This window comes from Rhizobium aouanii (assembly GCF_037002925.1).
Classification (GTDB): Bacteria; Pseudomonadota; Alphaproteobacteria; order Rhizobiales; family Rhizobiaceae; genus Rhizobium; species Rhizobium aouanii.
The window spans coordinates 222,027-243,201 of record NZ_JBAMYD010000011.1 but is presented as its reverse complement, the minus strand read 5'-3'; the positions used below and the strand labels follow the sequence as shown (position 1 = coordinate 243,201).

The window sequence follows — 21,175 nt, the reverse complement described above, 5'->3', positions numbered from 1 at the left end:
GCCGGCCTTCGCGCATGTTATCTCGCGCCATCACAGGGAGATCGATCGGGCATGGCCGTCACCATCTATGGCATCAAGAATTGCGACACGATGAAGAAGGCCCGCAGCTGGCTGGAAGAACATAGCGTCGCCTATGAGTTTCACGATTACAAGGCGCTCGGTATCGACCGCGCCCATCTCGAAGCCTGGATCGACCAGGCCGGCCTCGATACCGTGCTCAACCGCGCCGGCACCACCTTCCGCAAACTGCCCGATGCCGAGCGCGAGAACCTCAACCGGGAGAAGGCGATCCAGCTGATGCTCGAGCAGCCGTCGATGATCAAGCGGCCAGTCCTGGAGGCGAAGGGGAAATTGCTGATCGGCTTCAAGCCGGAGATTTACGCTGGTGCATTCGGCGGCTGACAGGCGGCCCGCTGCGCTCACGAGGAAAGAGATGTCCAAGACCACGCGCGCGACACAGCTTCTTTCGCAAGCAGGCGTCGCCTTCACCGTTCATGCCTATGACTACGACCCCAACGCCGAGCGCGTCGGGCTGCAGGCGGCCGAAGCGCTCGGCGAGGCGCCGCATCGGGTGCTGAAGACGCTGATGGCGGAGGTGGACGGCAAACCGGTCTGCGTCGTCGTGCCGTCGGATCGTGAAGTCAGCATGAAGAAGCTTGCCAGCGCCTTTCACGGTAAATCGGCCAATATGATGAAGCCTGCCGATGCCGAGCGGCTGACGGGTTATCATGTCGGCGGCATCAGCCCTTTCGGCCAGAAGAAGACCGTGCCGACGGCGATCGAGGAAGCCGCGCTTGGCGAACCGTTGGTCTATATCAATGGCGGGCAGCGCGGGCTGCAGGTGCGGCTCGATCCGAAGGCTGCGTTGAAGGCGCTGAAGGCAGTCGCAGCGCCGTTGATTGCCTGATCGGAGCATGATGCCGAAAAGTGTAGGCGGTTTTCGGACAACATCATGCTGTTGAATCTAGAGGAAGCGTTCGAGCAGCCGGGCGATCGTCTTCGCCTCGGTTTCGGCAAGCTTGCAGCCGATATGGGTCTCGATCGATCTGACATAGACGGTCCACATGCGCTCGCGAAGCCTCCGGCCGGCATCTGTGATCACCACCCAGCGGCCGCGTCCATCCTTGGCGAAGACCTCCCGCCTGACCAGGCCCTCCCGTTCCAGCCGGTCGATCAACCGGGAAAGATTATACTGGGCCAGCAGCGTCCGCTCCTCGATCTCGTAAGGGCGCAGCTTGCAGTCGTGCGAGCGCGCCAATTCCCACAGCACGTCGTACCAGGCAAGCGGCGGCATGCCGGCCGCCTTCAGGTCGGCTTCGATGGCAGCGAGCAGCCGCTCGCGGGCGCGCATGATGCTCGTCCAGGCAGAGGTGACTGCTTCGCTCGGATTCGACGGTTTTTCAGACATAAATGCAGTTACATCTATCTTGAATTCCGCCGCAAGCGATATTAGATGCATTTACATCTACCATCATTGCTAAGGAGGCCCCCATGAGCAAGCTTACCCTCGTCAGCCATCATCTCTGCCCCTATGTGCAGCGCGCCGCGATCGCGCTGCTCGAAAAGGGCGTGCCCTTCGAGCGCATCAACATCGATCTTGCCGACAAGCCGGACTGGTTCCTGCAGATCTCGCCGCTCGGCAAGGTGCCGCTGCTGCGGATCGAGGAGGAAGACGGCAGCCAGGCGGTACTCTTCGAAAGCAGCGTCATCTGCGAATATCTGGAGGAAACACAGCCGGGTGTGGCGCTGCATCCGAAAGACGCGCTGACGCGTGCCCGCCATCGCGGCTGGATGGAATTCGGTTCCTCCGTGCTTTCCGATCTCTGGGGTTACGAGACGGCTGAGGATGCCGCGCAGTTGGAGGCCAAGCGCAAGGCGCTCATCTCCAAATTCGCAACGCTCGAGAAGGTGTTGACGGACGGCCCCTATTTCGCCGGCAACGACTTCAGCCTCGTCGACGCCGTCTTCGCGCCGGTCTTTCGGTATTTCGATCTCTTCGAGACGTTCGGCGACGGCGACATCTTCGAAGGGCTTGAGCGTGTAAAGCGTTGGCGCAAGGCGCTCTCCGAACGGGCGAGCGTCAAGGCCGCCGTTGGTGAGGATTACCCGCAGCGGCTGATGGAATTCCTCGAAAAACATAACTCGATTCTGCTCAGGCTGCCTGCGACCGCCTGAAGCGCGCCCGGCGGCCGGACATATATCCGGCCCTTGCAATTCGGCGGCAATACGCTTCATTTTCGCCGCAAACGGGTCTAAGTCTTCCAGCCTCTCACCGTCGATGACAGAAGGCAGGTTGAACCATGATTTTCATGCCCCAGAGCCAGAACGCCGTTGATCCCGTCAAGCTGGAAAAGCTTGCGGAAGTCGCCGTCAAGGTCGGACTGCAACTGCAAAAAGGTCAGGACCTGGTGATCACCGCGCCTGTCGTGGCGCTGCCGCTGGTTCGCCTGATCACCAAACACGCTTACCAGGCCGGTGCCGGACTGGTCTCCGCCTTCTATTCCGACGAGGAAACGACGCTGGCGCGTTATCAATATGGCAGCGACGAGAGTTTCGACCGCGCCTGCGATTGGCTCTACGAGGGCATGGCCAAGGCCTATACCAACGGGGCGGCCCGTCTTGCGATCGCCGGCGATAATCCGATGCTGCTGTCCGAGCAGGATGCCGGCAAGGTCGGCCGCGCCAATCGCGCCAACTCCACCGCCTACAAGCCGGCACTGGAGAAGATCTCGAATTTCGACATCAACTGGAACATCGTCTCCTACCCGAACCCGTCCTGGGCCAAGGTGGTCTTCCCCGACGATCCGGAACCGATTGCGATCGCCAAGCTCGCCAAGGCGATCTTTGCCGCCTCGCGTGTCGATGTCAGCGATCCGGTCGCCGCCTGGGCCGAGCACAATGCCAATCTTGGCAAGCGCTCCGCCTGGCTGAACGGCGAGCGCTTCGCCTCGCTGCATTTCCAGGGACCGGGCACCGACCTGACGGTCGGCCTTGCCGACGGACATGAATGGCATGGCGGCGCTTCCACTGCCAAGAACGGCATCACCTGCAATCCGAACATCCCGACCGAGGAAGTGTTCACCACGCCGCATGCGCTGCGCGTCGAAGGCCATGTTTCGAGCACCAAGCCGCTTTCGCACCAGGGCACGCTGATCGACAATATCCAGGTGCGCTTCGAGGGCGGGCGCATTGTCGAAGCCAAGGCCTCGCGCGGCGAAGAGGTGTTGAACAAGGTGCTCGATACCGACGAGGGCGCGCGCCGGCTCGGCGAAGTGGCGCTCGTGCCGCATTCCTCGCCGATCTCGGCGAGCGGCATCCTGTTCTACAACACGCTGTTCGACGAAAACGCCTCATGCCACATCGCGCTCGGCCAGTGCTATTCCAAATGCTTCCTCGATGGCGCGATACTGAGCCAGGAGCAGATCAAGGCGCAGGGCGGCAATTCCAGCCTGATCCATATCGACTGGATGATCGGCTCCGACAAGGTCGATATCGACGGCATCAAGCCGGATGGTTCACGGGTTCCGGTGATGCGGCAGGGCGAATGGGCCTAAGCGGCATCATCGTGCGCTGACTGGATAAAGCGCGCTGGTGCGGCCAGCCCCGTCCTTCGAGGCCCCTGCGGGGCACCTCAGGATGAGGCTGGAGAGAGGGCGTGCTAGAAGGATAGCGGCAAGCTCATCAGCCTCGGATGCTTTGAGCCTTGATCAGCCCACCAACCACACGGCACCACAATCAGCCCTCATCCTGAGGTGCGGAGGCCGCAGGCCGGAGCCTCGAAGGACGGGGGCGGGTGGCCCCGCGCTCACCGCAACGCCTGCATTGTTGGATGATACGCCGGTGGCCAGCCCCCGTCCTTCGAGGCCCCTGCGGGGCACCTCAGGATGAGGCTGGAGAGAGGGCGTGCCAGAAGGACAGCGGCAAGCTCATCAGCCTCGGATGCCTGGAGCCTTGATCAACCCACCAACCACACGCACCACGACCAGCCCTCATCCTGAGGTGCGGAGGCCGCAGGCCGGAGCCTCGAAGGACGGGGGCGGGTGGCCCCGCGCTCACCGCAACGCCTGCATTGTTGGATGATACGCCGGTGGCCAGCCCCGTCCTTCGAGGCCCCTGCGGGGCACCTCAGGATGAGGCTGGAGAGAGGGCGTGCTAGCTAGAAGGATAGCGGCAAGCTCATCAGCCTGGGATGCCTTGAGCCTTGATCAGCCCACCAACCACACGGCACCACGACCAGCCCTCATCCTGAGGTGCGGAGGCCGCAGGCCGAAGCCTCGAAGGACGGGGGCGGGTGGTCGCCCGCCACAAGGCCTCATTGTTGCCGTCCGCCGACCCACCATGCTAGCCTCCCTCTATGGAAGTCACCGTCTATATTCTCCGCTGCAGCGACGGCTCATATTATACCGGCCTCACCAAGCAGGAGATCGAGGCGCGTGTCTGGGAGCATAATGCCGGGACCTATGACGGTTATACCGCCAAGCGCCGCCCGGTCGAACTCGTCTTCACCGAAACTTATGACCGCATCATCGACGCCATCGCCCGCGAGCGCCAGATCAAGGGCTGGTCGCGCCGAAAGAAGGAAGCGTTGATGGCAATGGACTACGAGGCCCTGCCTGATTTGTCGAAGCGCGGGCCTGTCAAAGCCGGATGATCCTTCGAGGCGATCCTGCGGATCGCACCTCAGGATGAGGCTGGAGGGAGGGCGTGCAGAAGGACAGCGGCAAGCTCATCAGCCTCATATGCCTGGAACCTTGATCACCAACCGCACGGCAACACAATCAGCCCTCATCCTGAGGCGCGGAGGCCGAAGGCCGTAGCCTCGAAGGACGGGGGCGGGTGGCTGAGCACTTTCGGCAACATCCGCATTGCTGAAGGAGACGCGGTGGCCAGCCCCGTCCTTCGAGGCCCCTGCGGGGCACCTCAGGATGAGGCTGGAGAGAGAGGCGTGCCTCGGGTGATCGTTCGCGGCGGTCTTCCAGCGGATGGGGATCCGCATCGTCAGAACAGGCTTCCCTGCTTCGGCGGTTCGGCGGGTTTTGCGCTGCGCTTCTTGGCACCGGCCGGCGGTGTGCCGCCTTCCGTGGTCAAGGCACCGACGCGACCGTCGGCGAATTCGATGGCGATGCCCATGCCGGCGGAGAGGTGAGCAGCCTGCGAGACAGGCCTGTTATCCTCATCGCGAATGACGGCGTAACCGCGCTTCAGCACATTCTTATAGGAGAGCGACTGCAGCACGCGGTCCTGTGCGGAAAGCTCGGCGCGCGCACGGGTCAGCTGGTGGCGGATCGCCGTATCGGCATGGCGCGAAAGATTGCCAAGGCGGTCGCGACCGCGGTCGGTCTGGGTCTTCAGCCGGGCCGGCAGCGAGGCGAGGATGGCTTCGGCGCGATCGACGCGCGATTTCGAGCGGTCGATCAGCCGCTCGACCATACGTTCGGCCCGCACTATCCGCTCGTTCAGCGTCTGGCGGCGCTCGGCGATGCGATTGGACAGCACATCAGGACGCAGATGCGCGGCGACACGCTCGAAGCCGCGGCGCTTGTTGATGGTGTTGAGCTCCAGCCCGCGGCCGAGGGCGACTGCGGCCTCGTCGAAACGGCGGCGCGGCAAAGCGAGAAGCTGGTCGATCGACGGCAATGCCCGCATCAGAGCGCGCACGGACTGGCGGCGCTGATCCATCTGCCGGTTCATGCAGCCCTGCAGGCGCGCAGCAAGAGCGGCGGCCTGCGCCTCAAGTTCCGCCTTGACGGGCACTGCCATTTCCGCTGCCCCCGTCGGCGTCGGCGCACGAACATCGGCGGCGTAGTCGATCAGCGTCCAGTCGGTCTCATGGCCGACGGCCGAAATCAGCGGTATTGCGCTTTCGGCCGCAGCACGCACGACGATTTCGTCGTTGAAGCTCCAGAGATCTTCCAGGCTGCCGCCGCCGCGCGCGACGATCAGCACGTCCGGACGCGGAATGGCGCCTGCCGGCTCCAGCGCGTTGAAGCCGCGGATGGCGTTCGCCACCTCATCGCCGGAGCCCTCGCCCTGGACCTTCACCGGCCAGACGAGGACATGCACGGGAAAACGATCGGAGATGCGGTGAAGGATATCGCGGATCACGGCGCCGGTCGGCGAGGTGACGACGCCAATTACGCTGGGCATGAAGGGCAGCCGCTTCTTGCGGGCGGCATCGAACAGGCCCTCGGCGCCGAGCTTGCGCTTGCGCTCCTCGATCAGCGCCATCAGCGCGCCGGCGCCGGCCGGCTCCAGCGTCTCGATGACGATCTGATATTTCGAGGAGCCCGGAAAGGTGGTGACCTTGCCGGTGGCGATGACTTCCATGCCCTCTTCCGGGCGGAACTTCAGCCGTGAGAAAGTTCCCTTCCAGATGACGGCGTCGATGCGGGCGCGATCATCCTTCAGCGCGAAATAGGCATGGCCCGAGGAGTGCGGCCCGCGATAGCCGGAGATTTCGCCACGCACGCGAACCTGGTCGAAGGCGGTTTCGACGGTGCGCTTGATCGAGCCGGAAAGCTCCGAAACCGAATATTCGGCAAGGTTGGTCGGCGAATCGCCGTCGAAGACGTTGCTCATCCCCTCTTTCTATGTCCAACGGCGGCAAACGGAAAGATCGGCACTGGCATTGGGATCGGTTTTCCCGACCATTGAGATAGGTCGCGCGATGGGTTCGTCGCCCTTGCGTCGAGCGCGCTCATCTCCTGGCATGCTGCACATGCAATCGTTGCAGCCGGGCCAACAAACAACAAAATCGAGTAAATATGTTTTGTGGCGGAACGCATAGTTAGAATATGCGTTTTATCCGAAAGGGATTGCTAACCACCGCAATACAAAGGCGTTTCGGCGAGGATCGGCGGTAAATCTTTGTTAGCTGGCGCTTCCTATGCTTCCCCTCGTTCTCTCTGGGAAGGTGCTGAAATGATTATTCTCACAGCAGCAGCATTGGGCGTCAGCGCCGGGCAGACGCGTTCGGCTGGCGTGATCGCGCTGGTTGCCGCGCTGATCGGAATGACATTCGTGTTGGCGGCGATCACCTCGCCCGGGCCGGTGGCTATTCTCGCATTCATCTATGCCGTGCTCGGCTATAATGGCGGTCTTATGCTCTTCGTGCTCGGGCTCTATGCCAGCCAGCGCCTTCGTCGCGCCATGCGCATTTCAAACTGATGAGCGCGTCGCGATCTTTCAGATCGGCTTCCCGCGCTTGCTTATTCCGTTCTGAAGATCGCCGGCATCAATTCGTCGCCGGCCGATAGCGAAAGAACTGAACCCCCACATCCGCCGTCTTCGGAAGCGGTTCCAGATAGGGCGGGATATTGCCCTTACCGAGCTCAGCATAGAGCCCATCCGGCTTCAGTTTGGTGATCTCGCGGGTTTGCAGGTCGCCGGGGCAGAAGGCAAGCACCGTCACGCCGGTCCCCTTCAGGAAGGCTTCCGCCTCCTGCGGCTCCGCCATGCCGATATGCAGCTCCGTCAGCATGCCGCCCTGATTGCGATGATAGGGCGCGGAGAGAACCCGGTTCGCGGTGAAGCGGAGGATGGGCACGCCCATTTCCGACGGCGCCGAGACCAGTCCGGCCGGTAGCCCGGTGAGCGGCGCCAGCGCCGCTTGCGATGTGCAGGAAACCTTCTTTGCCGGCTCCGTCGCCTTGTTCTGCGCAGCATTCTCCATCTGCAGCGAGACAAATCCGCCGCCGACGACCCAGGCGACCGGAGCACTGGCGAGCACGGTGACGATATAGACGAAGGCGGCTGCGACATTCTCGCTGTCGCCGTTGGAGATGCGGCGGACATCGATAATCAACAGGGCAAGCGGCAGGATGGAGATCAGGTTCGAGAAGGTGGAACCGCGCACCTGGACCAGCGCGATTGCCCAGCTCGTCATCAGCAGGAAGAGCAGGACCAGGTGGATTTGCACACGGTCACGCTGAACGACGCGGAAGATGCAGACGGCGATGCCGAACAGGCCGGCCGCATAGAAGCCACCGATCGAGAAGGGATCCGTGCGTCCGAGAGCGAAAACCGACTGCGCTTCCGAAACATTTCTGAGCCAGAGTTCGACCAGCATCGGGTCGAGACCGGCCAGCGGATCGCTCAGGCATTGCGGTGCGATCACGATCGCCGAGCCGAGAACGCCGGCGCCGACGACGGCGAGTGCGGCAAAGCGCAAGGGCCGGCGCAAGCGGCTGGCAAAAACCGCCGCAAACAACAGCAGCCCGCCGCCGATCGCCGCCAGGCTGTAATAGCCGAGCGAGAGATTATCGCAGGTGACCGTCGAATAAAGCCGGGGCGGCACCGTTGCGAAGAAGAGGATACTGATCGCAATCGCCAGCGCCAGCCCGAAGGCCTTGGCGGCGACGGCGAAATTTTCGCCCTCCCATGCCCAGAGCAGGGCGATGGTCAGGCAGACGGCGGCGACGAAGGGGGTCGTCTCGGCGCCGATGGCGATGGCAACGGCTGCCGCGATGCCGGCGACCGCATAGCTCCAGGCGCGACGCTGTGGATCCAGCAGCATGGCGATCATCGTCGCGACCAGCGCCAGCTGGGCATTGTGATGATCGATGGCGCCCGGCGCGAAGCGGTTTCCGCTGTAGATCGCAAGGCTGGTCAAACCGAGACTGATATGCATGGCGGCAACGCCGCCGATGCGCCGGCCGGCAACCGCCATGGCGAGCATGGCGGGCAGGATAAGCGATACCGGCCAGACGCCGAGCGCCAACGCTTCGGCCGTCTCGCGGGGCGCAAACAGATCAAAGAACCATATAAGCGATGCGATCGGCAGATCGATCAGCCGCGACCAATGCATCAGTGTGCCGCCGTCGAGGCCGAGACGGTATTGCATCAGATCGAACCAGCCCTGACCGGCCAGAAAATCCCGAACCTCGACGAGACGCATTCCGTCATCATTGTCGGGGCCGACGTAATCGGTGGCGCCGGAAAGCTTGGTGACGAGGATGGCGACAGCAAGGATGACGCTATAGGCGATGACGGTTGGCCAGAGACGCGTCAGCAGGTCGCGCAGCCAGCTCCTGGGAGCGGGCAGCCCGCCCCTGGGAGCGTCGATCGCGGAGGATGCATGGGGGATCGGCTGCACAGCGTTCATTGTGGTTAGCGGTTCGTTTCGATACCCGAACTTTAGCCGCCGCCGATCAAGAAAGTGTAAAGCCGTTTGTGGCAGCTGCCGATTTTGCCTGCGTCATAGGGTCTTATTAACGGCGCATGATTTAGGCTGAGCGCGGCTTTCAGTGTAACGAGTAGAGTCATGGCCCGATCGCGTACCGATAATCTGAATATTGCCGTCCTGCTCCCCTGCTATAATGAAGCGGCGACGATCGGTCCTGTCGTGCGGGGTTTCCGGGCGACGCTGCCCGATGCTGCGATCCACGTCTACGACAACAATTCCACCGACGGCACCGCGCTGCAGGCGATGCTTGCCGGCGCGCATGTCGTGCGCGAGCGGCGTCAGGGCAAGGGCCATGTCGTGCGCCGCATGTTCGCCGATATCGACGCCGACATCTACATCATCGCCGACGGCGACGGCACCTATGCGCCTGAAGATGCCGAGGAACTGGTGCGCACGCTTCTGACCGAGCGCGCCGACATGGTGGTCGGCACAAGGCGAGGCGTGCACGCCGATGCCGGCCGTCAGGGCCATGCGCTCGGCAACCGGCTTTTCAACCTGCTCTACCGGATGATCTTCGGCCCCGACTTCACCGATATCTTTTCCGGCTACCGCGCGTTTTCGCGCCGCTTCGTCAAAAGCTTCCCGGCGGTATCAGGCGGCTTCGAGATCGAAACCGAGATGTCCGTGCATGCCTCGCGGCTGAAGCTGCCGGTCAGCGAGCTGGAGCTCGATTACGGCCGCCGGCCGGAAGGCTCGCACTCCAAGCTTTCGACATTCCGCGACGGCGCCAAGATCCTCTGGATGTTCGCGATGCTGATGAAAGAAACCCGGCCCTTCGCCTTTTTCAGCGCGATCAGCGCCACCTTCATGCTGGCGAGCCTCGGCTTCATGGCGCCGGTGCTGGCGGAATATTTCGAAACAGGCCTCGTCAGCCGCATGCCGACCTGGGTGCTGTCGACGGCGCTGATGATGATTTCCTTCATGCTGTTCACCGTCGGCGTCATCCTGGATTCCGTTGCGCGTGCCCGCGCCGAACAGCTTCGTATCCATTATATCGGCCTGGAAAGGCCGAGCGCGATGAAGGCGCCGCTCGGCGACGCAGGGCCGGTCTCGCGCGCGCCACCCGGCAAGGCGGATGCGGCATGAGGAAGCTCGTCCGCTTCACCATCGCCGGCGGCATCGGCTTCCTCGTCGATGCCGGCATCCTGTCGGCGCTGCTCCATCTGACGCCGCTCGGGCCGTTTCTGACGCGGCTCGTGGCGATTGCCTTCGCCATGGTCGCGACTTGGGCTTTCAACCGGAGCTTCACTTTCGATCGCTCCGGCCGTTCGCTTGCCGCCGAAGGCTTCCGTTACGGCTCGGTCGGTGTGACGGCAGCGCTCGTTAATTACGGGCTCTATTCCGCGCTTCTGCTGTCGCTGCCGGCGCTTCAGCCGCTGGCGGCCATGGTGATCGCCAGCATCGCCTCGATGATCTTCAGCTTCTTCGGCTATTCGCGCTTCGTCTTCCGCGCGGAATAATCAAACCGCTTCCCAGCCGTCCTTCTCGCTGGCCCGGTAGATCGCGTCGATCACCTTCTGGTTCAGCTTCGAATTTTCGAGCGTGACGATCTCTTCCTTGCCGTTCTTGCCGTTCGTCACCGCCCGGGCGAAGGCCTCGACCTGCCGCTTGTACTGGCGGCTGTCCTGGAAGCGGAAGATGCGCGATTCAGCGTGACTGCGGTCGGCAAGCTCGATCTCCTCAGGCCCCCAGCGATTGGCGTTGAACGGCGACTTGACATCGATGTACCCTTCGGTGCCGTGGAAGACCATGACCTGGCGGTTGGCCATCTGCGTCGAGATATAGAAGCTCAGCTCGAAATCGCCGAAATCGGCCTTGACGCTCGAATAGATATCCGTGCCGAAATCCGCATCGCGCTCGGTGATCGCCTGGATCCAGAGCGGCTCCTTGCCAGTGGAAAAACGCGTGCCCATGACGGGATAGACGCCGATATCGGGAAGGCCGCCGCCGCCGAGCTCGGGGACGTTGCGCATGTTGGCGGGGTCGCGGTTGAAATAGGTGAAGGCGCCCTGCACATGCCGGAGCGACCCGATCGCGCCCTCATCGATCAGCGAGCGTACCTTCTGCCAGACCGGGGAGTAGGTGATCATATAGGCTTCGGTGACCACCACCCGGTTGCGGTCGCGGGCGGCGATCAGATCGTCGATATCGCCTGATTTCAACGCCAGCGGCTTTTCACAGAGCACGTGTTTGCCGGCATCGGCTGATTTGATCGACCATTCGATATGCTGCGAGGTCGGCAGCGGGATGTAGACGGCGTCGATGAGGTCGGAGGCCAGCATTTCCTCGTAGGAGCCGAAGGCATGCGGCACCGAGAAGCGGTCGGCCATCTCCCTTGCGCGCGCCAGATCGCGGCTGGCAACCGCCGTGACGACGCAATTCTCCGCATCCTGGATCGCCGGAACGACATTGTCGCGGCCGATCTTCGCCGTTGAAATGATACCGAAACGCAGCATGATCCAAGTCTCCCGAAATGATTTCCGCGAACCATATTCAGGCCTTAGCTGCGGCGCAATGGCGCGGCCCGAAATCACGGAAGTTTGCCTTCCCGGATGCGCGGATCGCACTAAGTTGGTCAGGGCGGCGTTCTGCCGTATCCGCGATTTCAATTCCTTCACACTTCTGGAGAGCGTCATGGAAATGCGCCGGCTTGGAAAAACAGGTCTTTCGGTCGCACCGATCGTCATCGGCGGCAATGTCTTCGGTTGGACGGCCGACGAAAAAACATCCTTCGCCATTCTCGACGCCTTCTTCGACGCGGGCCTGAATACGATCGATACGGCCGATGTCTATTCCTCGTGGGTTCCGGGCAACAAGGGCGGCGATTCCGAGGAGATCATCGGGCGGTGGCTAAGCCAAGCCAAGGTCTCCCGCGACAAGGCCGTCATCGTCACCAAGGTCGGTTCCGACATGGGACAGGGAAAGACGCTGAAGGAGACCTATATCCTGAAGGTGGTCGAGGATTCGCTGCGCCGGTTGCAGACTGACTATATCGACCTCTATCTCTCGCACTGGCCGGATGAAGATACGCCGCACGAGGAAACGCTCGGCGCCTATGCCAAGCTGAAGCAGCAGGGCAAGATCCGCGCCATCGGCTGCTCGAATTATGATGCGAAACTCCTCCAGGCTTCCTTCGACGCTGCCGAAAAAGCCGGATTGCCGCGTTACGATGTGCTGCAGCCGGAATATAATCTCTATGAGCGCGCGAGCTTCGAGGGTCCGCTTGCCGATCTCTGCGTCAAAGAAGACATCGGCGTCATCACCTATTTCAGCCTCGCCGCCGGCTTCCTCACCGGCAAATACCGCAGCAAGTCCGATACGCAGGGCCGCGCACGCGAGGGCCGAGTTTCGCAATATCTCGACGACAAAGGCCTGCGCATCCTGGCCGCGCTCGACACGGTTTCAAGCGAGACCGGTGCAGCGCCGGCAGAAATTTCGCTCGCCTGGCTGCTGCGCAAGAAGGGCGTGACGGCGCCGATCGCCAGCGCGACCAGTCTTTCGCAGCTTGAAAGCCTGGCGAAATCGGCGACACTGGCGCTTTCCGATGAGGCGATGGCGCTGCTCGACGAAGCCGGCGCCTGAAAGAAAGAGACGCCATGACCGTGACGATACGTGATGCCCGCCCCGAGGACGAAGCCCGCTGGCGCGAACTGTGGGCGGCCTATCTCGCCTTTTATGACGTCACGGTCGATGCCGATATCACGGATTCCACATGGCGCCGGGTCTTCGATCCGGAGTCGGCAATCGCGATGCGTGTCGCCGACGTCGACGGCAGGATCATGGGATTTGCGCTCTATCTCACCCATGAGGGCACGTGGATCCACGGCAGGGACTGCTATCTCGAAGACCTGTTCGTCGATGCCGATGCGCGTGGCAAAGGCGTCGGGCGGGCGCTGATGGACGATCTCGTTTCGACCTGCAAAGCCAAGGGTTGGTCGCGGCTCTATTGGCATACGAGCGAGCAGAACAGAACCGCGCGGGCGCTCTATGACAGCTATGTCGAAAGCGACGGCCATATCCGCTATCGCATCAATTTCTAAGGGGAGGAAAGCCTTCATACCATTCGGAATGATCGCCTTGCCAATTGGCCATGCCCGGTTTGGTGAGGATGCCGCGCGGACTGATATAGCTCTGGATCACTCGCTTCGGCCGTTCGTGCCACTGGATATTGAAAGCCCAGAGCTTCGGGAAGAAGCAGAGCGAGGCATAAGGCAGGTGGTCGTGAATCCACCAGGCGAGCCGCTGCCAGTCGCTTTCATCGTGGTAATGGTCGACCATCCACGGCACGGCAATGCAGACGGCAGCACCCATGCAGCCGTCGAAGTCCCTCATATCCCAGATGTGATGCGCGGCGGTGGACGCATTGGTCGAACAGTTCAGTTTGTTATCGTTGCCGAACCTGTTGACCGCGGGCGAGCGATAGCCGGATCGGATATGCAGGCGCCCGAACGTTGCCTCCAGCGGCTCCAGCAATTCCTCGCAGAGCCTCTTGCCCGCCTCGATCGCCAGATCGGGATCCTCGGGGATATTGGAGATGCGGTAGAAATCGGCGATTTCCGAATGCAGGAAATCGCGAAGGAAGAAGTTTTGCGACAGCCGCACACGGCCGAGATCCTCCAGACCCTTCATCGAATTCGGCTTTCGCATGACGTCATTCTCCTGCGCATCGACGGCAGGAATCATTGCCTGGCGCCGATTTCCAGTCCACCCGAAATCGATCGGGAACAATTAGCGCGATCTTCTCTTCTTAATGTGTCGCCGCATTCGCGGTTTTCCCCAGAACAAGGATTGAGAAAATGGCCAAGGAAAAGACGTTGGAAGATCTCTTCTACGACACGCTGAAGGACATCTACTTCGCCGAACGGCAGATTTTGCGCGCCCTGCCGAAGATGGCGCGCGCTGCCCAATCCCCCGATTTGAAGGCGGGCCTTGAAAAGCACCGCGAGCAGACCGAAGGACATGTCGAGCGCCTGCAGCAGGTTTTCGAGCTGATCGGCAAACGCGCCCAGGGCAAAACTTGCGAGGCGATCCAGGGCATTATCGCCGAGGGCGAGGAAATCATGGAGGAATTCAAGGGCACGGCGGCTCTCGATGCCGGCCTGATTTCGGCTGCCCAGGCCGTCGAGCATTATGAAATCGCCCGTTACGGCACGCTGAAGACCTGGGCCGCCACGCTCGGGCTGAAGGATGCCGTCGGTCTGCTGGACCAGACGCTGCAGGAGGAAACTGCCACCGACAAGACCCTCTCCCAGCTCGCCACCACGGCGGCGAACCAGAAGGCAAAGGCTGCCTGATACATAAGGCGCCCTAATGAGAACGGGCGGCCCGGTTTCCATTCCTTACCGGCCGCCCGTATCCTGTTCACTGTATCTGAAGAAATCGATGAAGGCGCGTAGCGCCGGCCGCATCTGCCGCCGGGTGGGATAATAGAGAAACGCCCCAGGATAGGGCGCGCACCAATCCTCCAGCACCCGCACCAGCCTGCCGCTCGCGAGTTCCGCATAGACCCGCATATCGAAGAGATAGGCAAGACCGGCGCCGTTCAGCGCTGCCAGCAGGGCGAGGCGATCCTCGCTGACGATCAGCGGCCCGTCGACCGAGACGACGAGTTCCTGCCCGTCCTTTTCGAATTCCCAGCGATAGATCGAGCCGTTGGTGAAGCGCCGCTTGATGCAGCGATGACGGACGAGATCGCGCGGATGCTCCGGCTTTGGATGGTGCTCGAAATATTCGGGCGAAGCGGCGATCACCGTCGTCAGATCGGGCGAGACCCTGACCGCGATCATGTCGGCCTCCAGGCTCTCCTCCAGCCGGATGCCGGCATCGAAGCCCTCCTTGACGATATCGGTGAAGCCGTCCTCATTGGCGATCTCCAGGGTGATATCGGGATAGAGGTTGAGAAAGTCGCCGAGGCGCGGGGCGAGCAGGAGATCGGAGGCGAAGCGCGGCGCGGTGATGCGAAGGTTCCCGGCCGGCTTGCTGCGCGTATCGCGGACGGCCTCCAAGGCAATACCGATCTCCTCAAGTGCCGGGCGGAGCCTGTCGAGCAGCAGCAGCCCCTCCTCCGTCGGCGCGACGCTGCGGGTGGTGCGCGCCAGAAGCCGCACCCCCAGACTTTCCTCGAGGCTCGAGATCGCATGACTGACGGCCGACGGCGCGACGAGCAGTTCCTTCGCCGCCGCCCGGAAGCTGCGATGTTCCGAGACGGCGACCAGAACGGCGAGTTGCGAGAGCTGGGTTCTGTTCATTGATCTAAATGATAGAACAACCTGTTAGAAACTGCATGTATTTTCTGATTGATGTAGCGGCAATATGATCTGCCCGTACCGCAACCGATCGAGCGGCTCAAAATCAGCTCAGAGGAGCACAAGAGGAGCACACCATGAAAACCCGGAAACTCGGAAACGAATTGACCGTCTCTGCCGTCGGTCTTGGCTGCATGGGCATGAGCTTTGCCTATGGCGCCAGCGACGATGCGGAATCGATTAAGACGCTGCATCGTGCCATCGATCTCGGCGTCACATTCTTCGACACCGCCGAAGTCTACGGCCCCTTTACCAACGAGGTTCTTCTCGGCAAAGCGCTGAAGCCGTTCCGCGATCGCGTGGTGATCGCCACCAAGTTCGGCTTCAAGATCGATGCCAGCAAACCGGGTGCTGCCGCCATCGCCGGCGTCGACAGCCGTCCCGAGCATGTGCGCGCGGTCGCCGAAGCCTCGCTGAAACGCCTCGGCATCGAGACCATCGACCTCTTCTACCAGCACCGGGTCGATCCCAACGTGCCGATCGAGGAGACCGTCGGCGCCATGGCGGAACTGGTAAAGGAAGGCAAGGTCCGGGCGCTCGGGCTTTCGGAAGCCGGCAGCGCCACCATTCGCCGCGCCCATGCGGTCCATCCCATCGCAGCCCTGCAGAGCGAATATTCGCTCTGGACGCGCGACCCGGAAGAGGAGGTGCTTGCCACCTGCCGCGAACTCGGCATCGGCTTCGTGCCCTACAGCCCACTCGGCCGCGGCTTCCTGACCGGAGCGATCCGCAAAGTGGAGGATCTCGCTGCCGACGATTTCCGCCGGCAGGTGCCGCGTTTCCAGGCGGAAAATTTCGACGCCAATGCCGCCCTCGTCGCGACGCTCGAGCGGCTTGCCGCCGAGAAGGGCGTAACGGCGGCGCAGCTCGCGCTCGCCTGGGTATTGAACCAGGGCGACGACATCGTGCCGATCCCCGGCGCCCGCAAGCTTCACCATCTCGAACAGAATGCGGCCGCTGCCGATATCGTGCTGAGCCCGGCGGAACTCGAGCAACTCAGCGAAGCGATCCCCGCCGGACAGGTGGCCGGCAAGCGCTATTCGGACGCCTCGCTTGCCATGACGAACATCTGAACCTGGAAAAGCCCGGTCGATCACAACCGGCCGGGCTTGCCTTCGGGGCTGGCGAAACTATCTAACGCCATCTCTGAGAACGGGATGACAATATGTCGGACAGGCAGGCAGTCGAACAGACGGTTCATCTCTATGTCGAAGGCATGGCCTTCGCCAATGAGGCAGCCTTGAAAAAGGCCTTTCATCCGAAAAGCTCGATCATCGGCCATTACGAAAATGCGGTCGAATGGCTGACGCGGGACGAATTCATCGCGGCTATCCTGCAGGAGGAGCCGGCGCCGCCCGGCACGCAGCCCTACATGGACATCCAGAGTGTCGATGTCGAGGGCGAAGCGGCAAGCGTCAAGGTCACCGACGATTTCGCCGGCATGCGTTTTACCGATTATCTCTCGCTGCTGAAGATCGACGGCCGCTGGACGATCGTCAGCAAACTCTTCCATCTGCATCGGTGAAAGACCGGCCGCTTTTCGCGACCGGTCCATTATTTGGCGACGGTGGATGAAGCTCAGCTTCTGAGCACCCCGCCGGTGAATTTCATCACGCTGGCGACGATCTTCTGCGTCAGCGCCTCGAAATCCTCGTCCGTCAGCGTGCGCTCGACCGGCTGGATCTGAACCTCGATCGCCACCGACTTCTTGCCGTCGCCAACCGATGCACCCTCGAAGATATCGAAGACATTGACGCCGGTCACCAGCTTGCGGTCGGCGCCGGTGGCGGCCTTGACGATGGCGCCGGCTTCCACCGTCTTGTCGACGACGAAGGCGAAGTCGCGCCGGACCAGCTGGAAGGGCGACAGCTCGAGCGCCGGCTTGGTGCGCGTTGCCTTGCGCTTGGCCTCCGGCATGGCGTCGACATAGACCTCGAAGCCGCAGAGAGCGCCGGAGACATCGAGCGCTTCCAGCGTCAGCGGATGAAATTCGCCGAAATAGCCGAGCACGACCTTCGGCCCCATCTTAATCGTGCCGGAGCGGCCGGGGTGATACCATTCCGGTCCGCCCTGCTCGATCTGGATATTGCCCATCGGCAGACCGCAGGCTTCGATGACGGCGAGCGCATCGGCCTTGGCGTCGAAGACATCGACCGGCTTGCCGCCGCCCTTGGCGGCGTTCGACCAGGCGCGACCGGCGCCGGCAAGCGAGGCCGTGCCGCGGCGGATACCGCCGGCCACGCGGCGCTGACCTTCGGGCCTGTCGTTCTCATAAGTGCCGGAAACCTCGAACAGCGCGACGTCGCCGTAACCCTTGTCGGCATTGCGCTGCGCTGCGGTCAGCAGGCCCGGCAGCAGCGACGGGCGCATATCCGACATTTCGGCGGCAATCGGGTTGGCAAGCTTGAGGGCGGGCGAGCCGCCGCCGAAGAGCTTGGCCTGGTCTTCCGGAATGAAGGACCAGGTGACGGCTTCGAGCATGCCGCGCGCGGCGAGCGCCCGCTTGGCGAGGCGGCTGCGGATCTGCAGCGTCGTCAGGATCTTGCTGTTGACGGCCGCATGGCTTTCGAGCGGCGCCGGCTTGATATTGTCGACGCCGTGAATGCGCATAACCTCTTCGACGAGATCGGCCTTGCCGTCGACATCGGGGCGCCAGGAGGGAACGGCGACGGAGACGCGCTCGCCGGAACCGGAGACGGTGAAACCGAGGCGCGTCAGAATCGTGTTGCTTTCCTCATTCGAGACGTCGAGGCCCGTCAGGCGCTTGACCTCCGAATAGGGGAAATCGACGATCTTTGGTTCGTAACCTTGGTAGCCGACGATCTCGGCCTTGGCGGCCTTGCCACCGCAAAGCTCCAGCACCAGCTCTGTCGTGCGCTCAAGACCCGGAACCATATAGTCCGGATCGACACCGCGTTCGAAGCGGTAGCGGGCATCAGTGATGATGCCGAGGCTGCGACCTGATTTGGCGATGTTCATCGGGTCCCAGAGGGCGGATTCGATCAGCACGTCGATGGTGTTTTCATCACAGCCGGAATGTTGGCCGCCCATGATGCCGCCGATCGATTCGATACCATTCTCGTCGGCGATGACGACGTTGTTCGGCGACAGCTTGTATTCGCGCTGGTCGAGCGCCAGCACCGTCTCGCCTTCGGCGGCACGGCGGACGGTCAGGTGGCCGTTGATCTTGGCGGCATCGAAGACGTGGATCGGCCGCCCTTGATCGAAGGTCATGTAGTTAGTGACATCGACCAGAGCGTTGATGGGGCGCAGGCCGATGGCGATCAGCCGCTGCTGCATCCAGCGCGGACTCGGGCCGTTCCTGACGCCGCGCACGAGGCGCAACGCAAAGCCCGGGCAGAGTTTTTGATCGTCGAGATCGAGCGTCAGCTTCACCGGCGTCTCGCCTTCGACGGAGAAGGACGGGGCAGCCTGAGTCTTCAGCGTGCCGAGGCCGGAGGCGGCGAGATCGCGGGCGATGCCGTGGATCGAGGTGCAGTCCGGCCGGTTGGGCGTCAGGTTGATCTCGATGAGGGGATCGTCGAGATGAGCATAGGCGGCATAACTCTGGCCGACCGGCGCATCCTCGGGCAGATCGATAATGCCGTCGTGACTGTCGGAGATCTGCAGCTCCTTTTCGGAGCACATCATGCCATGGCTTTCGACACCGCGGATATTGCCGACGGCGAGCGTCACATCGATGCCGGGAACATAGGTTCCGGGCGCTGCGAAGGCGCCGACGAGGCCGGCGCGCGCATTCGGGGCGCCGCAGACGACCTGGACCGGCGTGCCGGAACCGGTGTCGACCATCAGCACCTTCAGGCGATCGGCCTGCGGATGTTTTTCGGCCGAGACGACTCTGGCGATAACGAAGGGCTTGAAGGCCGCCTTGTCGTCGACATCCTCGACCTCCAGCCCGATCTCGGTGAGGCGCGTGCAGATTTCATCGAGGCCGGCATCCGTTTCCAGATGCTCTTTCAGCCAGGAGAGCGTGAATTTCATCGTCCCAATTCTCCGTTCAAGCGCTGAGGCCGCCGAACAGCGTCGGCATGTCGAGCGGGCGGAAGCCGTAATGCGTCATCCAGCGGACGTCGGCGTTGAAGAAGTCGCGCAGGTCAGGCATGCCGTATTTCAGCATGGCGATGCGGTCGAGGCCCATGCCCCAGGCAAAGCCCTGATATTCGTCCGGATCGAGCCCGCCGTAACGCAGCACGTTCGGGTGGACCATGCCGCAGCCGAGGATCTCCATCCAGTCGGTACCCTCGCCGAACTTGACGATCGGACCGGAGCGGTCGCACTGGATATCGACCTCGAAAGAGGGCTCGGTGAAGGGGAAGAAGGACGGGCGAAAACGCATCGTCACGCTGTCGACCTCGAAGAAGGTCTTGCAGAATTCTTCCAGCACCCAGCGGAGGTTGGCGACATTGGCCTTCTTGTCGACGACCAGGCCCTCGACCTGATGGAACATCGGCGAATGGGTAGCGTCCGAGTCCTGGCGGTAGGTCTTGCCGGGAATGATGATGCGGATCGGCGGTGTCTGCGCCTCCATGGTGCGCACCTGCACCGGCGAGGTGTGGGTGCGCAGCACCTTGCGCTCACCATTCTCATCCGGGTTGAAGAAGAAGGTGTCGTGCATCTCGCGGGCCGGATGGCCTTCCGGGAAATTCAGCGCGGTGAAATTGTAATAATCGGTCTCGATGTCGGGACCTTCGGCGATCGAGAAGCCCATGTCGGCGAAGATCGCGGTGATCTCGTCAACGATCTGGCTGATCGGATGGATACGGCCGCGCTCGGCCGGCGAAGAGCGCACCGGCAGGCTGACATCGACCGTCTCGGCCTTCAGCCGCGCATCGATCGCGGCTTGCCGGAGCGTCGTCTTGCGGGCGGCAAGCGCCTCGGTCACCGCGTTTTTCAGGACGTTGATCGCCGCGCCCTTGCTTTGGCGCTCTTCCGGCGTCATGGCGCCGAGCGTCTTCAACAGTCCGGAGACGGAGCCCTTCTTGCCAAGGGCGGAAACGCGCACGGCTTCGAGCGCCGCCTCGTCATCGGCGGCGGCGATTTCGGCGAGCAGCGATGCGTTGAGCTGGTCGATATCTGACATTGTCACTTCTTTCCGTCCAGTATCAGGCGGGCGATCGGGAGGCAGGCGGCGCCGGCCGGCGCCAGGAATATAAAGAAAGAAAAACCCGCGCTAGCCCAAACCAGCGCGGGTTTCCCAAAATCATAAATTCAAAAGCTTGGGAAGCGCTGGTTACTTGACCGCGCCTTCAAACTCGTTCGCCGTGCCGGCTTCCTTGAGGTATTCAAGAGCCTTCTTGGCAGCGCTGACCAGCGCGCCGAATGCTTCCGGCTCGTGGATCGCCATGTCGGAGAGAACCTTGCGGTCGACTTCGATGCCAGCCTTGTTCAGGCCGTCGATGAAGCGGCCATAGGTCAGCCCGGATTCACGCACAGCGGCGTTGATGCGCTGGATCCAAAGCGCACGGAAGTTGCGCTTGTTGACCTTGCGGTCGCGGTAGGCGTACTGCTTCGAACGATCGACAGCAGCCTTGGCGGTACGGATGGTGTTCTTGCGGCGGCCGTAAAAGCCCTTTGCGGCCTTCAGAACCTTCTTGTGCTTGGCGTGAGAGGTGACGCCTCTTTTTACACGTGCCATATCATGATCTCCTTAAATCTAGCGTTCGCG

At 62.3% G+C, this 21,175-nt stretch carries 22 protein-coding genes; 13 read left to right on the top strand and 9 right to left on the bottom strand.

The features are described 5' to 3' along the window. The first annotated feature begins 51 nt into the window (after positions 1-51). Both V8P77_RS20660 and ybaK read left to right on the top strand, forming a co-directional pair. On the top strand, positions 52-402 hold the full coding sequence (locus tag V8P77_RS20660) for an ArsC family reductase (RefSeq protein WP_335914034.1): 351 nt from the start codon (positions 52-54) through the stop codon (positions 400-402). 31 nt (positions 403-433) lie between these two features. Next, positions 434-907: a Cys-tRNA(Pro) deacylase gene (gene ybaK, locus V8P77_RS20655; protein ID WP_130703749.1), complete on the top strand. Its 474-nt coding sequence runs from the start codon at positions 434-436 to the stop codon at positions 905-907. Between the two features lie 57 nt (positions 908-964). Here the strand turns inward: ybaK and V8P77_RS20650 are convergent, their stop codons facing one another. Beyond that, positions 965-1,408, bottom strand: coding sequence for a MarR family winged helix-turn-helix transcriptional regulator (locus V8P77_RS20650; protein ID WP_335914033.1), 444 nt, complete (start codon positions 1,406-1,408; stop codon positions 965-967). 83 nt (positions 1,409-1,491) lie between these two features. Between V8P77_RS20650 and V8P77_RS20645 the strand changes: the two genes are divergently transcribed. The 3 genes from V8P77_RS20645 to V8P77_RS20635 all read left to right on the top strand — a co-directional run bounded on the left by V8P77_RS20645 (position 1,492) and on the right by V8P77_RS20635 (position 4,651). Next, entirely contained in the window at positions 1,492-2,175 is a 684-nt protein-coding gene (locus tag V8P77_RS20645; protein WP_335914032.1) for a glutathione S-transferase family protein, read from the top strand. Between the two features lie 125 nt (positions 2,176-2,300). Continuing rightward, complete coding sequence (locus V8P77_RS20640) at positions 2,301-3,554, top strand: aminopeptidase (RefSeq protein WP_335914031.1); 1,254 nt, start codon at positions 2,301-2,303, stop codon at positions 3,552-3,554. A gap of 800 nt (positions 3,555-4,354) precedes the next feature. Further along, complete coding sequence (locus V8P77_RS20635; protein WP_183832795.1) at positions 4,355-4,651, top strand: GIY-YIG nuclease family protein; 297 nt, start codon at positions 4,355-4,357, stop codon at positions 4,649-4,651. A gap of 347 nt (positions 4,652-4,998) precedes the next feature. Here V8P77_RS20635 and xseA read toward each other — a convergent pair whose 3' ends face one another. Further along, complete coding sequence (gene xseA / locus V8P77_RS20630) at positions 4,999-6,579, bottom strand: exodeoxyribonuclease VII large subunit (protein ID WP_335914029.1); 1,581 nt, start codon at positions 6,577-6,579, stop codon at positions 4,999-5,001. 342 nt (positions 6,580-6,921) lie between these two features. Between xseA and V8P77_RS20625 the strand changes: the two genes are divergently transcribed. Further along, positions 6,922-7,167, top strand: a complete 246-nt coding sequence (locus V8P77_RS20625) for a hypothetical protein (RefSeq protein ID WP_335914028.1) — start codon at positions 6,922-6,924, stop codon at positions 7,165-7,167. Between the two features lie 67 nt (positions 7,168-7,234). Here the strand turns inward: V8P77_RS20625 and V8P77_RS20620 are convergent, their stop codons facing one another. Continuing rightward, positions 7,235-9,103, bottom strand: a complete 1,869-nt coding sequence (locus V8P77_RS20620) for a hypothetical protein (RefSeq protein WP_335914027.1) — start codon at positions 9,101-9,103, stop codon at positions 7,235-7,237. A gap of 159 nt (positions 9,104-9,262) precedes the next feature. On the opposite strand from V8P77_RS20620, the gene V8P77_RS20615 reads away from it, so the two are divergent. Next, positions 9,263-10,270, top strand: coding sequence for a glycosyltransferase (locus V8P77_RS20615; RefSeq protein WP_335914026.1), 1,008 nt, complete (start codon positions 9,263-9,265; stop codon positions 10,268-10,270). Beyond that, entirely contained in the window at positions 10,267-10,644 is a 378-nt protein-coding gene (locus tag V8P77_RS20610; RefSeq protein WP_335914025.1) for a GtrA family protein, read from the top strand. Before V8P77_RS20615 ends, V8P77_RS20610 begins: the two co-directional genes overlap by 4 nt. Here V8P77_RS20610 and V8P77_RS20605 read toward each other — a convergent pair whose 3' ends face one another. Next, positions 10,645-11,640, bottom strand: a complete 996-nt coding sequence (locus tag V8P77_RS20605) for a Gfo/Idh/MocA family protein (protein WP_335914024.1) — start codon at positions 11,638-11,640, stop codon at positions 10,645-10,647. Positions 11,641-11,818: 178 nt separating this feature from the next. On the opposite strand from V8P77_RS20605, the gene V8P77_RS20600 reads away from it, so the two are divergent. After that, positions 11,819-12,766 carry an aldo/keto reductase gene (locus tag V8P77_RS20600; protein ID WP_335914023.1) on the top strand — a complete coding sequence of 316 codons (948 nt, stop codon included), beginning with the start codon at positions 11,819-11,821 and terminating at the stop codon, positions 12,764-12,766. Between the two features lie 14 nt (positions 12,767-12,780). Then, positions 12,781-13,224, top strand: coding sequence for a GNAT family N-acetyltransferase (locus V8P77_RS20595; protein ID WP_335914022.1), 444 nt, complete (start codon positions 12,781-12,783; stop codon positions 13,222-13,224). Here V8P77_RS20595 and V8P77_RS20590 read toward each other — a convergent pair. Further along, positions 13,214-13,867 (bottom strand): hypothetical protein, encoded by a 654-nt coding sequence (locus V8P77_RS20590; protein WP_335914021.1) that lies wholly within the window; start codon positions 13,865-13,867, stop codon positions 13,214-13,216. The two genes, V8P77_RS20595 and V8P77_RS20590, sit on opposite strands and share 11 nt — an antisense overlap. Positions 13,868-13,980: 113 nt before the next feature. Here V8P77_RS20590 and V8P77_RS20585 point away from each other — a divergent pair, with 113 nt between their 5' ends. After that, complete coding sequence (locus V8P77_RS20585; RefSeq protein WP_335914020.1) at positions 13,981-14,478, top strand: YciE/YciF ferroxidase family protein; 498 nt, start codon at positions 13,981-13,983, stop codon at positions 14,476-14,478. Between the two features lie 45 nt (positions 14,479-14,523). On the opposite strand, the gene V8P77_RS20580 is transcribed toward V8P77_RS20585, so the two are convergent. Then, a complete protein-coding gene (locus V8P77_RS20580) occupies positions 14,524-15,432 on the bottom strand; it encodes a LysR family transcriptional regulator (protein ID WP_335914019.1) in 909 nt (302 codons plus the stop codon). A 134-nt stretch (positions 15,433-15,566) separates the two neighbouring features. On the opposite strand from V8P77_RS20580, the gene V8P77_RS20575 reads away from it, so the two are divergent. Both V8P77_RS20575 and V8P77_RS20570 read left to right on the top strand, forming a co-directional pair. Further along, the gene (locus tag V8P77_RS20575) at positions 15,567-16,562 is read left to right on the top strand and encodes an aldo/keto reductase (RefSeq protein ID WP_335914018.1); all 996 of its coding nucleotides are present in this window, start codon (positions 15,567-15,569) and stop codon (positions 16,560-16,562) included. Between the two features lie 92 nt (positions 16,563-16,654). Further along, positions 16,655-17,014, top strand: coding sequence for a nuclear transport factor 2 family protein (locus V8P77_RS20570; RefSeq protein WP_017962862.1), 360 nt, complete (start codon positions 16,655-16,657; stop codon positions 17,012-17,014). A 53-nt stretch (positions 17,015-17,067) separates the two neighbouring features. Here V8P77_RS20570 and pheT read toward each other — a convergent pair whose 3' ends face one another. The 3 genes from pheT to rplT form a co-directional block, all read right to left on the bottom strand. Continuing rightward, positions 17,068-19,491 carry a phenylalanine--tRNA ligase subunit beta gene (pheT, locus tag V8P77_RS20565; RefSeq protein WP_335914017.1) on the bottom strand — a complete coding sequence of 808 codons (2,424 nt, stop codon included), beginning with the start codon at positions 19,489-19,491 and terminating at the stop codon, positions 17,068-17,070. Positions 19,492-19,507: 16 nt separating this feature from the next. Beyond that, a complete protein-coding gene (pheS, locus tag V8P77_RS20560) occupies positions 19,508-20,590 on the bottom strand; it encodes a phenylalanine--tRNA ligase subunit alpha (protein ID WP_335914016.1) in 1,083 nt (360 codons plus the stop codon). A 150-nt stretch (positions 20,591-20,740) separates the two neighbouring features. Continuing rightward, positions 20,741-21,145, bottom strand: coding sequence for a 50S ribosomal protein L20 (gene rplT / locus V8P77_RS20555; protein ID WP_335914015.1), 405 nt, complete (start codon positions 21,143-21,145; stop codon positions 20,741-20,743). Positions 21,146-21,175 lie beyond the last annotated feature (30 nt).

Bases quoted from the DNA above. Each gene is read 5' to 3' on its own strand.
- V8P77_RS20660 (WP_335914034.1), top strand. From the start codon at position 52: ATGGCCGTCACCATCTATGGCATCAAGAATTGCGACACGATGAAGAAG.
- ybaK (WP_130703749.1), top strand. From the start codon at position 434: ATGTCCAAGACCACGCGCGCGACACAGCTTCTTTCGCAAGCAGGCGTC.
- V8P77_RS20650 (WP_335914033.1), bottom strand. From the start codon at position 1,408: ATGTCTGAAAAACCGTCGAATCCGAGCGAAGCAGTCACCTCTGCCTGG.
- V8P77_RS20645 (WP_335914032.1), top strand. From the start codon at position 1,492: ATGAGCAAGCTTACCCTCGTCAGCCATCATCTCTGCCCCTATGTGCAG.
- V8P77_RS20640 (WP_335914031.1), top strand. From the start codon at position 2,301: ATGATTTTCATGCCCCAGAGCCAGAACGCCGTTGATCCCGTCAAGCTG.
- V8P77_RS20635 (WP_183832795.1), top strand. From the start codon at position 4,355: ATGGAAGTCACCGTCTATATTCTCCGCTGCAGCGACGGCTCATATTAT.
- xseA (WP_335914029.1), bottom strand. From the start codon at position 6,579: ATGAGCAACGTCTTCGACGGCGATTCGCCGACCAACCTTGCCGAATAT.
- V8P77_RS20625 (WP_335914028.1), top strand. From the start codon at position 6,922: ATGATTATTCTCACAGCAGCAGCATTGGGCGTCAGCGCCGGGCAGACG.
- V8P77_RS20620 (WP_335914027.1), bottom strand. From the start codon at position 9,103: ATGAACGCTGTGCAGCCGATCCCCCATGCATCCTCCGCGATCGACGCT.
- V8P77_RS20615 (WP_335914026.1), top strand. From the start codon at position 9,263: ATGGCCCGATCGCGTACCGATAATCTGAATATTGCCGTCCTGCTCCCC.
- V8P77_RS20610 (WP_335914025.1), top strand. From the start codon at position 10,267: ATGAGGAAGCTCGTCCGCTTCACCATCGCCGGCGGCATCGGCTTCCTC.
- V8P77_RS20605 (WP_335914024.1), bottom strand. From the start codon at position 11,640: ATGCTGCGTTTCGGTATCATTTCAACGGCGAAGATCGGCCGCGACAAT.
- V8P77_RS20600 (WP_335914023.1), top strand. From the start codon at position 11,819: ATGGAAATGCGCCGGCTTGGAAAAACAGGTCTTTCGGTCGCACCGATC.
- V8P77_RS20595 (WP_335914022.1), top strand. From the start codon at position 12,781: ATGACCGTGACGATACGTGATGCCCGCCCCGAGGACGAAGCCCGCTGG.
- V8P77_RS20590 (WP_335914021.1), bottom strand. From the start codon at position 13,867: ATGATTCCTGCCGTCGATGCGCAGGAGAATGACGTCATGCGAAAGCCG.
- V8P77_RS20585 (WP_335914020.1), top strand. From the start codon at position 13,981: ATGGCCAAGGAAAAGACGTTGGAAGATCTCTTCTACGACACGCTGAAG.
- V8P77_RS20580 (WP_335914019.1), bottom strand. From the start codon at position 15,432: ATGAACAGAACCCAGCTCTCGCAACTCGCCGTTCTGGTCGCCGTCTCG.
- V8P77_RS20575 (WP_335914018.1), top strand. From the start codon at position 15,567: ATGAAAACCCGGAAACTCGGAAACGAATTGACCGTCTCTGCCGTCGGT.
- V8P77_RS20570 (WP_017962862.1), top strand. From the start codon at position 16,655: ATGTCGGACAGGCAGGCAGTCGAACAGACGGTTCATCTCTATGTCGAA.
- pheT (WP_335914017.1), bottom strand. From the start codon at position 19,491: ATGAAATTCACGCTCTCCTGGCTGAAAGAGCATCTGGAAACGGATGCC.
- pheS (WP_335914016.1), bottom strand. From the start codon at position 20,590: ATGTCAGATATCGACCAGCTCAACGCATCGCTGCTCGCCGAAATCGCC.
- rplT (WP_335914015.1), bottom strand. From the start codon at position 21,145: ATGGCACGTGTAAAAAGAGGCGTCACCTCTCACGCCAAGCACAAGAAG.